This is a genomic window from Streptomyces murinus, from assembly GCF_002154555.1.
Lineage (GTDB): Bacteria > Actinomycetota > Actinomycetes > Streptomycetales > Streptomycetaceae > Streptomyces > Streptomyces murinus.
Map to the genome: position 1 here is coordinate 1 of NZ_MUNF01000300.1, position 12,911 is coordinate 12,911.

General features: G+C 75.4%; 1 protein-coding gene. It reads right to left on the reverse strand.

Going from position 1 to position 12,911, the window contains the following annotated elements:
• Positions 1-12,911: non-ribosomal peptide synthetase (locus CCN72_RS18895; protein ID WP_086808542.1), on the reverse strand; the 12,911-nt coding region annotated here is incomplete at both ends.

The window sequence follows — 12,911 nt, forward strand, 5'->3', positions numbered from 1 at the left end:
GCAGCCAGCCGGCCGCGGGCGCGCCGCCGTCGACGGCGATCCGGGCGGGCAGCGTGGTGATGAACAGGCCGGTGATGGTGTCGGCGCCGGGCAGATCGGCGGGCCGTCCGGAGACGGTGGTGCCGAAGCACACCTCCGGCTCGCCGCTCCACCGGGCCAGCAGCAGCGCCCAGGCGCCCTGCACCAGGGTGTTCAGGGTGAGCCGGTGCCGGCGGGCGAAGTCCTGGAGCCGGCGGGTCTCCTCGGTGCCGAGCCGCTGCGACAGCCAGGTGCCCGAGCGTGCCGTGGTGCCGGGGGCGGGCCTGCGGTCGTACGGCAGCGGGGTCGGTGTGCGCAGTCCGGACAGGACGCCGCGCCAGTGGTCCTCGGCGGGTCCGGTGCCGCGGGCGGCCAGCCAGGCGGCGTAGTCCGCGAACGGGCGGCGCTCGGGCAGCCGGGGCCGCTCGCCTCGGGCCAGTGCCTCGTGGGCGGCGAGGACGTCGGCCAGGACGTGGAAGACGCTCCAGCCGTCCAGCAGGACGTGGTGGAAGGTCCAGACGACCCGTACCGCGTCCGGTCCGAGCCGGACCAGGGCGAGCCGTAGCAGCGGGGCACGGTCCAGGGCGAGGCCCCGGGCCCGTTCCTCGGCAAGTAGCCGCTCCAGCTCCGCCTCCCGCCGGTCATCAGGCAGCGTGCTCCAGTCGTGCTCGGTGACCGGCAGGACCACGTCCCGGTGGACGATCTGGAGCGGTACGGGCACGCCGTGCAGGGCGACGGAGGTGCGCAGCACGGGGGTGCGGTCGACGACGTGCTGCCAGGCGGCCGCCAGCGTGTCCGGGTCGCGGGCGCCGTCCGCCACGAAGGTGATCTGCTCGACGTACAGGCCGTGTTCGGCCTCGTCCAGGCCGTGCATCACCATGCCGGTCTGGGTGGGTGTGAGCGGGTACACGTCCCCGACGTCCGTCCCGGTGCCGACGAGCCGATCGACAGTGGTCTGGTCCAGTGGCGCGAGCGGGAAGTCGGACGGGGTGCGGCCGCCGGTGCCGGGTTCGGCGCAGTGCCGGACGATCGCGCGCAGTTCGTCGGCCAGTTCGGCCGCCAGCCGGGCGACGGTCTCCGGCCGGTGCACCTCGCGGGAGTACGACCAGGTGAATTCCAGCCGGTCGCCGGTGACCCGGCCGAGGACGTCCAGGAGGTAGGGGCGGTCGGCCGCGCGGTCCATGCCGCCGGTGAGGCCGTCGCCGTGGGGTGCGCCCAGCAGGCCGCCGGGTGCGGGGGTCCGGTCCTGCCGGCCGAGGTAGTTGAAGCACACCTGGGGCAGTCCGGGCAGTGCGGCGCCCGCCGTGGGGTGCAGATGGCGCAGCGCGCCGTGGCCGAGGCCGCCGTTCGGTACGGCCCGCAGGTTCTCCTTGACGGACTTCAGCACGGTGCCGGTGTCCGCGTCCCGGGGCACGTCCAGGGCGACCGGGTACACGGTGGTGAACCAGCCGGTGGTGCGGGCGAGGTCGGTGTCGGCGAAGAGTTCCTCGCGGCCGTGGCCCTCCAGGGTGACCGCCACCCGGTCCCGGCCCGTCCAGCGGGCCAGGACCCGGCCCAGCGCGGTGAGCAGGACGTCGTTGACGCGGGTGCGGTACGCGTCCGGCACGTCCTGGAGCAGGCGGCGGGTCTCCTCGGCGTCGAGTCCGGCGGTCAGGCTCTCCTCGTCGGCGACGGTGTTGGCGCCGCCGGTGTGGTCGGCCGGCAGGGTGGTCCCGGTGTCGATGCCCCGCCAGTGGGCGAGTTCGGCGTCGAAGCCGCCCGCCTCGGTGTGCGCGGCGAGCCGCCTGGCCCACGCCTGGAACGAGGTGCTCTTGGCGCCGAGTTCGGGCCGCGCCCCGTCCCGCAGGGCGCGGTAGGCGCTCTCCAGGTCCTCCAGGATCAGCCGCCAGGACACGGCGTCCACGACGAGGTGGTGGGCGGCGAGCAGCAGCACCGGCCGTGCGGTGCCGCCCGTGCGGCACAGGGCCGCGCGCAGCAGCGGCCCGTGGGCCAGGTCGAACCCGGCGCCGAGGGCGGCGGCCACCTCGCGCGGCTCCGCGTCCCGGTGCACCTCCAGGTGCGGTGCGGTGTCGCCGGGCGCGGTGCCATACTGCCGCCACCGGCCGTCCCCGGCCACCTCGAAGCGGTGCCGCAGCGCGTCGTGGTGCTCCAGTACGGCGGCCAGGGCGGCCCGCAGCACCGACTCCTCGGGGTCCTCGGTCAGTTCGAAGGAGACCGTCTGGCTGAAGTGCGCGGGATCCCCGGTGAGCGTGTCCAGCAGCCAGTGCTGCACGGGGGTGAGCGGGGTCTCGCCGGTCACCGGGCCCTGTTCGGCTCCGGCGGACGCGGCACGGTCCGGCACCTTCTCGGCCGCGGCGGCGAGTTCGGCGAGGGTCTGGTGGGTGAACAGGTGCCGGGGGTTCAGGGCGAGACCGGCGCGGCGGGCCGCCGAGACGATCTGGATGCCGAGGATGGAGTCGCCGCCGAGCATGAAGTAGTTGTCGTCCGCGCCCACTTCGGGCACGCCCAGCACCTCGGACCAGATGGCCGCGAGGGTGTGCTCCGCCTCGGTGTGCGGCGGGCGGCCCGCTCCGGTACCGGCGGCCGGTGCGGCCCGCTCGGGGGCGGGCAGGGCGCGCCGGTCGAGCTTGCCGGTGGCGCCGAGCGGCAGGCGCTCCAGCGGCAGGACGAGGGCGGGGACCAGGTGGTCGGGGAGGCTGCCCGCGAGGAAGGCGCGCAGTTCGGCGGGGTCCGGCAGTCCGGCGGCGCGGGGCACCGCGTAGCCGATGAGCCGGCGGTGCCCGTCCTGCTCCACCACCCGGGCCGCCGCTCCCGCCACGGCCGGGTGGCGGGCCAGCGCGGCCTCCACCTCGCCGAGTTCGATACGGAAGCCGCGCACTTTCACCTGGTCGTCGCCGCGCCCGAGGTAGACCAGCTCGCCGTCGGCCGTCCAGCGGACCCGGTCGCCGGTGCGGTACATACGGCTGCCGGCGGGCCCGAACGGGTCGGGCAGGAAGCGGGTCGCGGTCAGGCCGGGGCGGCGCAGATAGCCGCGGGCCACGCCGGTTCCGGCGAGGAAGAGCTCGCCGGGCGCGCCGACCGGTACCGGGCGCATCCGCTCGTCCAGGACGTAGGCGCGGGCGCCGCCGAGCGGGCGGCCGATCGGCGGGTCGCGGTCGGGGTCGGCCGGGTCGCAGGTGAAGGTGGTGGCGTAGACGGTGGCCTCGGTGGGGCCGTAGATGTTGCGCACCTCGCTGCCGGGGACGGCGTCGCGGACCCGGCGCACGGTCCGTGCGGGCAGCCCCTCCCCCGCGAGGACCACGGTGTCGGCGGTGACCTGTACGGCGTCCTCGGCGAGCAGCCGGTCCAGGGCGGAGGGCACCGCGCTGAGCAGCCCGGCCCGCCAGGGCCCGGGGCGTTCGGCGAGGGCCAGCAGGTCGCGGACGATCTCGACGCAGCCGCCGGAGAGCAGCGGCGAGAAGATCTCGAAGACCGACACGTCGAAGTTGAGCGAGGTGGAGGCGATCACATGGGCGAGGCCCCGGCCGGTGAACTCGGCCGCCGCCCAGTCGGTCAGGGCGAGGACGGAGGCGTGACTGACGACGACGCCCTTGGGGCGGCCGGTCGATCCTGAGGTGTGGATCACATAGGCGGGGTGGCCGGGCAGCAGCGCGGTACGGCGTTCACTGTCGCCGATCGGGGTGTCCGGCACCGGGGGGTCCGGTTCCTCGTCCAGCAGGATGCGCGTGCACGGCCCCTCGGGCAGCCGTCCGGCGGTCGCGGCGGCCGTGATCACGGCGTCGGGCCGTACGTCCTCGAAGAGGAACGCGACGCGCTCGGCCGGGTACTGGGGGTCGACCGGCAGGTATCCGGCGCCGCTCTTGAGCACCGCGAGGAGCGCCACGATCAGGTCGGCGGTGCGGGGCAGGCACAGGGCGACGAAGCGCTCGGGTCCGGCGCCTGCGGCGATGAGCCGCCGGGCCAACCGGTTGGCGCGGGCGTCGAGTTCGGCGTAGGTGAGGCACTGGTCGCCGTGGCGGACGGCGACGGCGTCCGGGGTGCGCTCGGCCTGCCGTCGGAACGCCTCCGGCAGGGTGCCGTGCGGCAGTTCGGCCACGGGTCCGCCCAGGCGGTCCACCAGCGCCCGCGCGTCGGCCGTGTCGAGCAGGGGCAGTTCGGCGAGGGTGCGGCCGGGGTCGTCGGCCATGCCGGTCAGCAGGGTGCGCAGGCTCGCGCCGAGCGCCCGTACCGTCGTGGCGTCGAAGGCGTCCGGGTCGTAGTCCAGGTTCACGGCTAGGGTGTCGCCGGGCGCGACGACCACGCTGAGCGCGTAGTTGGTCGGTTCCAGGTCTCGTTCCTGCTCCATGGACAGGCCGTACCGGGCCAGCGCGTGCTCGTCGAAGGGGTAGTTCTCGAAGACGACGATGGAGTCGAACAGGCCGGTGCCGCCGGGCACTTCGCTCCAGGACTGCAACTGGGCGAGCGAGACGAAGTCATGGCGGCGGGCCTCGGACTGGGCGGCCTGGAGTTCGCGCAGCCAGTCCAGCAGCGGGCGCTCCCCGTCGACGCAGGCCCGGGTGGGCAGGGTGTTGATGAACAGGCCCACCATCGAGGTGACGCCGGGCAGTTCGGCGGGCCGCCCGGAGACGGTGGTGCCGAACACCACGTCGGTGCCGCCGCCGTAGCGGGACAGCAGCAGCGCCCAGGCGCCCTGGAGGATGGTGTTCAGGGTGAGTCCGGAGCGCTGGGCGGTCTCGCGCAGCCGTGCCGAGACGTCCGGGGCGAGGGTCGTCCGCACCGTGTCGCAGGAGGAGGCGCGGTGGGCCTCGGCGGGCCGCCGGTCCCGGGGCAGTTCGGTGGGGGCCTGGAAGCCGGCGAGGGCGGCCCGCCAGTGCCGTTCGGCGCGGTCGGTGTCCTGTGCGGCGAGCCAGCGCAGGTACTCGGCGAACGGCCTGCGTTCGGTCGGTCGCGGGCGGCGCCCGGAGGTGAGCGCGGCATACCGCTCGCAGACCTCGTCGAAGACCTGGGCGGCGCTCCAGCCGTCGAGCAGGACGTGGTGGAACGTCCACACCAGGCGGACCCGGTCGGGCGCGAGCCGGATCAGGGTCAGCCGCATCAGCGGCGCGGTGCCCAGGCCGATGCCCTGTTCCCGGTCCGCGGCGAGCAGGCGTTCCAGGTCGTCCGCGCAGTCGTGGGCGGCCCGGCCGGACCAGTCGTGGTGGGTGACGGGTACGGCGGCGCGGTGCCGGACGACCTGGAGCGGCTGCGGGGTCTCCTCCCACACCAGGTGGGTGCGCAGCACCGGGTTGGCGTCCGCGGTGTGCTGCCACGCCTCGGCGAGCGCCCCCGGGTCGGCGACCCCGTTCAGCACCAGCTGCACCTGGTTGACATAGGTGCGGCCGGCCGGGTCGAGCAGGCTGTGGAAGAGCATCCCGGCCTGCATCGGGGTGAGCGGGTAGATGTCCGCGACGTCCCGGCCGGTGCCGGCGACGCGGTCGACGGCGGTCTGGTCCAGGCGGGCCAGCGGGAAGTCCGAAGGAGTACGGCCGCCCGCCTCGGGGCGGGCGCAGTGCGCGACGATGTCGCCCAGCGCCCGCAGCACGCCCTCGGCGAGCGCGGTGACGGTGTCCTCGTGGTGCCGTCCGGCGCTGTAGTACCAGGTGATCTCCAGCCGGTCGTCCTCGACCCGGGCCACCACGTCCAGCAGGTGCGGGCGTTCGGTGCCGGGTGCCTCGGCGCCGCCCAGGCCGCCGGGCACCGCCCCGACGAGGGTGCCGCCGGCCCCGGACCAGTCGAAGCGGCCCAGGTAGTTGAAGCTGATGGCGGGCTCGGGCGCGCCGGTGAGCCGGGCGTCGCGGACGAGGTGGCGCAGCACGCCGTAGCCGAGGCCCCGGTCGGGTACGGCCCGCAGCTGCTCCTTGACGGTCTTGAGAGCGGTGCCCCAGTCGCCGCCCGGGACGGTGAGGGCGACCGGATAGAGCGAGGTGAACCAGCCGACGGTGCGGGACAGGTCGATGTCCTCGAACAGCTGGTCCTCGCGGCCGTGGCCCTCCAGGCCGACGGCGACGGTGCCGTGTCCGGTCCAGTCGGCGAGGACCCGGCCCAGCGCGGTGAGCAGGACGTCGTCGACGCGGGTGCGGTAGACACCGGGGACGCGGCGCAGCAGGGCGTCGGTGCGGTCGCGGTCCAGCCGGACGGTGACCTCGCGGACGTCGGCCATGGTGTTGCCGCCGGTGCCGTCCACGGGCAGCGGGTCGGCGCAGTGCCGGGCGGCCCGCTCCCAGTGGTCGAGCCGGGCGGCGAAGGTGTCGGCGTGCTCGCGCAGCCTGCGGACCCACGCGTGTGCGGAGGTGGTGCGGGCGGGCAGTCGTACGGGCTCTGCGGTCAGGGCCTGCCGGTAGGCGGTCTCCAGATCCTCCAGCAGGATGCGCCAGGAGACGCCGTCGACCACCAGGTGGTGGGCGACCAGCAGCAGCCGGGCGGGCCGGGTGCCGTCGGCGGTGAACAGGCGGGCGGTGAACAGCGGTCCCGTGTCCAGCCGGAGTCCCGCGTGGGCCGCCGCCGTCACGAACTCCTCGGCGCGCGGGTCGTGGACCTGGAGCAGGTCGGGCGCCGGGGCGTCGGCGGCGGGGACGTCCTGTCGCCAGGTGCCGTCGGCGACGGCGGTGAACCGGGCGCGCAGGGCGTCGTGCCGGGTCCACAGGGCGGTGAGGGCGCGGCGCAGCGCGTCCTCGTCCACCGGTCCTGCCGCCTCGATGAGGACGGACTGGTCGAAGAAGTCGGCGTGCTCAGGGCGCGGGTCGAGGAACCAGTGCTGGATCGGGGTGAGGTCCGCCGCCCCGCTGACCGGTGCGGTGCCGGTGACGGCGGGCGCGGTGGAGCCGTCCGCCGCGGCCAGTTCGGCCACCGTGGGGTGCCGGAAGAGGTCGCGCGGCGTGAGGGTGAGCCCCGCCGCCCGGGCGCGGGAGACGACCTGGATGCTGAGGATCGAGTCGCCGCCCAGCATGAAGAAGTTGTCGTCGACGCCGACCCGTTCCACGCCCAGCAGCTCCGCCCAGATCCCGGCGAGCAGCCGTTCGGTTTCGGTGCTCGGGGCGCGGTGGGCCGACTCGGCTCCGGCCCCCCAGTCGGGTGCGGGCAGCCGGCGCCGGTCGACCTTGCCGTTGACGGTCAGCGGCAGCTCGGACACGGTGACGAACGCGGCGGGCAGCATGTAGTCGGGCAGACCGTCCGCCAGATGGGCGCGCAGCTCGGCGGCGGCCGGGACCTCGGTGCCCGGGGCCGGGACGAGGTGGGCGGCCAGGCGTTTGCGTCCGGCGTCCTGGTAGAGGGAGACGACGGCCTCGGCGACGGCGGGGTGGGCGGTGAGCCGGGCCTCGATCTCGGCGGGTTCGACGCGGAAGCCGCGGATCTTGATCTGGTCGTCCGCGCGGCCGACGAAGTGCAGCTCGCCGTCGGCGCTCCAGCGCACGATGTCACCGGTGCGGTACATCCGTTCCCCGGGCGGCCCGAAGGGGTCGGCGAGATAGCGGGCGGCGGTCGCGCCGGGCCGGCCCGCGTAGCCCCGGGCCAGTCCGGCGCCCGCGATGTACAGCTCACCGGGGATGCCGGGCGGCTGCGGCTGGAGGGCGGCGTCCAGGACGTAGACGCGGGTGTCGTCCAGCGGGCGGCCGATGGGGAGCACGGCGGGCAGCGGGTCGCCGGCGCGGAAGGCGCGGCGGGTGGCGAAGGTGGTCGTCTCGGTGGGGCCGTAGCCGTCCATGACGGTCAGGCCGGGGCAGGCGTCCAGCACCCGGCGCACCACCGCGCCCGGCACCGCCTCGCCGCCCGTCCACACCTCGCGCGCGCCGCGCAGGCAACCGGGGTCCTCCTGGGCGAGGAGCCGGAACAGTCCCGCGGTCAGCCACAGGCAGCTGACCCGCTGTTCCGTGACGGCCCTGCGGACCTGGGCGGTGTCCAGCTCTGCGGGTGGGGCGAGCACGGCGGTGCCGCCGCGCAGCAGCGGCACCCACACCTCGTAGGTGGCGGCGTCGAAGGCGTGCGGTGAGTGGACGAGCACCCGGTCGTGCCCGGCGAAGGCGCGGTCCAGGGCGAGGGCGGCGACGTCCCGCTGGCGCACCGCGACGCCCTTGGGGGTGCCGGTGGAGCCCGAGGTGAACATCAGGTACTGCGCGTTGTCGGGGTGCACGGGCGGCAGGGCTCGGGTAGCTACGGGGGTGTCCGCGTCGGGCGTGTCGTCGGCGCGCAGCACGCCGTCGCCCGGCAGCACCGCACGGGCCGTCTCCGCCCAGGCGGCGTCGGTGAGCAGCAGATCGGCGCCGGCCTCGGCCAGCATCCGGCGCAGCCGTTCGGCGGGCGCCCTGCCGTCCAGCGGCACGTACACCCCGCCGGTGCGCACGAGGGCCAGCTGGGCGACGACCAGGGCCGTGGAGCGGTCCATCAGCACGCCGACCGGGCGTTCGGGCCGTACCCCGAGGCCGGTGAGCCGGGCCGCCAACCGGGCGGCGCGGGCGTCGAGTTCGGCGTAGGTGAGGTGTTCGTCGCCGGCTTCAAGGGCCAGGGCGTCGGGGGTGCGGCGCACCTGCGCGGCGAAGAGGCCCGCGACGGTGGTGGGGGGCCGGTCGGTGGCGGTGTCGTTCCAGGCGGACAGCACCTGCTCGCGGCGGTCCGGGGCGAGCAGCGGGAGCCGGGCGGGCGGCCGCCGGGTGCCGTCGGGCATTCCCGTGAGCAGCACGGTGAGGTATTCGGCCAGCCGCTCGGCGGTCCCCGCGTCGAACAGGTCGGGGTCGTACCCGAGGCGCAGGGTCAGTTCCTGCCCGGGGTAAGCGGTCAGGCTCAGCGGGTAGTTGGTGGTCTCGATGCCCTCCAGGCCGCTCAGGCGCAGTCCGTGGGCGGCGGCGAGGTCGTCGTCCACCGGGTAGTTCTCGAAGACGACGATGCTGTCGAACAGGCCGACCCGCTCCGGCAGTTCGGTGAGGGCGCGCAGCCGGGTGAGCGGCATGTGGTCGAACCGCCGGTCCTCGCTCTGCTCGTGCTGGAGGGCGCGCAGCCAGTCGAGGAGGGTCCCGTGTCCGGGGACGGCGGCCCGGGTCGGCAGGGTGGTGATGAACAGGCCGGTCATGGCGTCGGCGCCGGGCAGCTCGGGCGGGCGGCCGGAGACGGTGGTGCCGAACACCACCTCGTCCCGCCCTGACTGGCGGGCCAGCAGCAGCGCCCAGGCGCCCTGCACCAGGGTGTTGAGGGTCAGCCCGGAGGTCCGCGCCAGCTCCTCCAGCGCCCGGCTCGCCGCCTCGGGCAGGGTGGCCCGTACGGCCTGGGTGGACTCGGCGCGGTGGCTCTCGCGCGGTTCGCGGTCGTACGGCAGCGGGGTGGCCTCGGTCAGCCCGGCCAGCCGGTGCCGCCAGTGCCGTTCGGCCTCCGCGGTGTCACGGGCGCGCAGCCAGCCGACGTAGTCCCGGTACGGCGGGCGGTCGGGGAGGGCGTCAGGGTCGGTGCCGCCGTGCAGGGTGAAGACGTCCGAGAGGACCTGGAAGAGGCTCCAGCCGTCGAGGAGCAGGTGGTGGAAGGACCACACCACGCGCACCGCGGTGTCGGAGACCCGGGCGAGGAGGAGGCGCTGGAGCGGGGCCCGTCCGAGGTCGATGCCCTCGGCGCGGTCGCGGCCCAGGACGTCGTCAAGGCGGGCGCGCCGCTCCTCCTCCGTCAGGTCCCGCCAGTCCAGGTGGGCGACCGGTACGGCCGCGTGCCGCCGGACCACGAGGAGTGGCTCGGGCACGTCCTGCCAGACGACTCGGCCGCGCAGCACCTCGGCGCGGTCGGTCACCCGCTGCCACGCGGCGGCGAGGGCTCCCGGTTCGGGCACGCCGTCCAGGACGAAGGTGAGCTGCTGGAAGTAGACGCCGCGGTCGTCCTGGGACAGGCCGTGGAAGAGCATGCCCGCCTGGGTCGGGGTGAGCGGCAGGATGTCCGCGACGGCCGCCGGGTCCGTGCCGGTGAGGCGGTCCACGGCGTCCTGGTCGAGCCGGGCCAGCGGGAAGTCGGACGGGGTGCGCCCGGCGGCACCCGGGCGGGCGGCGAACCGGGCCAGGTCCGCGAGCGCGTCGGCGAAGCGTCCGGCCAGCTCCCCGACCGTGTCCTCGGCGTGCAGCCGGTCCGAGTAGAACCAGGTGAACTCCAGCTGCTCGTCGACCAGTTGGCCGACGACCTCCAGGGCGTGCGGGCGCTCGGCCGCCGGGTCGGCGTCCAGTTCCAGCGGCCGGACGGTGCCCCGGTACAGCCCGTCGGGCGCGGCCGAAGCCCCCATCCGGCCCAGGTAGTTGAAGCTGATCCAGGCGTCCGGGGTGCCGGGATCGCCGCCGGGTCCGGCCAGGTGGCGCAGCGCGTCATGGCCGAGGCCGTGCCGGGGTATGGCGCGCAACTGCTCCTTGACGCGCTTCAGTACGGCGTCCCAGTCGTCCTCCCCGGGGACGGCGAGGGCGACCGGGTAGCGGGTGGTGAACCAGCCGACCGTGCGGCTGATGTCCAGCTCGGGGAAGAGTTCCTCGCGGCCGTGTCCCTCGACGTCGACCACCACCCGGTCCCGGCCGCTCCAGGCGCACAGGGCGCGGCCGAGGGCGCTGAGCAGGACGTCGTTGATCTGGGTGCGGTAGGTGTCGGGCAGGGTGTGCAGCAGGACCGAGGTGTCCTCGGGGGACAGCCGCAGGGTGAACGCGCGCTGCGCGGCGTAGGTGTTGGCGCCGTGCTCCGGTCCGGCCGCCACCGCCGGTTCGGTGTCCGGGACCGCCCGGGCCCAGTACTCCCGCTCGTCCTCGAAGCCGCCGTCCGCCGCGTGGGCGGCCAGCCGTCGGGCCCACTGGCGCAGCGGCGAGGACTTGGCGGGCAGGGCCGCCGCGCCGTCGGCGCCGGTGCGGCGGGCCCGGTAGGCGCGGTCGAGGTCCTCAAGCAGCACCCGCCAGGACACGCCGTCGACCACCAGGTGGTGGACCGCGAGATGCAGTACGGCGGCCCTGCCGGGGCCGCTGTCGTGCAGCACGGCGCGCAGCAGCGGTCCCCGGGCGAGGTCGAAGGGCCCGAAGTGCGGGGTGTCCGTGTCCGGTCCGGTGTGCCGGGCCAGCCGGATCCGGGGCATCCGCTCGTCGATGAACCACACGGCCTCGCGGCCCCGCCCGCCGGTGTCGGCGAACCGGGAGCGCAGGGCGTCGTGGTGCCCGGCGAGGTCGTTCAGCGCGTCCTCCAGCGCGGCCGCGTCCAGGTCGTCGGGCACCTGGACGGAGAGCGCCTGGGAGAAGTGTCCGGCGTCCCGCACACCGGCGCCGAACAGCCAGTGCTGGATGGGCGTCAGCGGGGCCGTGCCGGTGGCCTCCTCCGGTGCCGGGGCTGCCTCATGGAGCCGTCCCGCGGCGTCGGCGCAGCGGGCCAGGGCGGCGACCGTCTGGTGCTGGTAGACGTCCCGCGAGGTCAGCGCGAGGCCGTCCTGCCGGGCACGGGCCACGACCTGGATGCTGAGGATCGAGTCGCCGCCGAGTTCGAAGAAGTTGTCGTCGACGCCGATGCGTTCCGTGCGCAGCACCTCCGCCCAGATCGCGGCCAGGGTGCGCTCGGTGGGGGTGCGGGGCGCGACATGGCGTACGGCGCGCACGGCGGGGCCCGGGTCGGGGAGGCGGCCGCGGTCGACCTTGCCGTTCGGGCTGAGCGGCAGGCTCGCCAGGACGACGACGGTCGCCGGGACCATGTAGTCGGGCAGGCTGCGGCCGAGTTCCCGGCGTACGGCCTCCGGTTCCACCGGCTCTCCGGCGCCCTGGACGACATAGCCGACCAGGCGCCGGTGGTCCTCGCCCTCGCCGGTGACGGCGGTGGCGGCGGCCTCGGCCACGCCCGCGCAGCCGCGCAACGCCTCCTCCACCTCGCCCAGTTCGATACGGAAGCCGCGCACCTTGACCTGCTGGTCGATCCGGCCCACGTACTCCAGGCTGCCGTCGGCGGCGCGGCGCACCAGATCGCCGGTGCGGTACATGCGCTCCCCGGGCGCGCCGAACGGGTCGGCGACGAACCGGGCCGCGGTCAGCGCGGGACGGCGCAGGTAGCCGCGGGCCAGGCCGCCACCACCGAGGTACAGCTCACCGGTGACGCCGACCGGCTGGGGCCGCAGCCGGCCGTCCAGGACGTAGGCCCGGGTGAGCGCGACCGGTTCGCCGATGGGCGGGGCCTGGTCGGGCAGCCGGTCACCGTCGAACCAGGCGGTGGCGTACACGGTGGCCTCGGTGGGGCCGTAGATGTTGGCGATGCGGGCCGCGGGCATGGCGGCCCGCAGATCGTGCACGGTCTGCGCGGGCAGGGCCTCGCCTGCCAGGACGACGGTGTCCGCGGTCAGCGGCGCCGTACCGCCCGCGACCAGGCGGGAGACGACCGAGGGCACCCCGCTGAGCAGCCCGGCGTGCCGGGGCCCCGAGCCGTCGGCGAGGGCCGGCAGATCGGCGACCACCTCGACGGTGCCGCCGGCCGTCAGGGGGCACAGCAGCTCGAAGACCGAGACGTCGAAGTTGAGGGAGGTGGAGGCGATCACATGGCCGAGCCCGGCGGTGTCGAACCGCTCGCCCGCCCACGCGGCCAGGGCGGCGACACTGCGATGGGTCACCACCACGCCCTTGGGGCGGCCGGTGGAACCCGAGGTGTAGATGACGTACGCGGGATGGTCCGGCAGCAGCGGCCGGAGCCGGTCGGCGTCGGTGAGTTCCCTGTCGGGCCGCGCCGCGTCGTCGAGTTCCGTACCGGCCCGCGCCGCGTCATCGGCCCGCGCCGAGTGATCAATCTGCGCCGCGGCGTCGGCCTGTTCCGCTTCGTCGGCCCACACCGCTTCGTCGCACTCGTCCAGCAGCAGCGGCGCGCAGTCGTCGGGCAGGGCGGCGGCGGTCTCC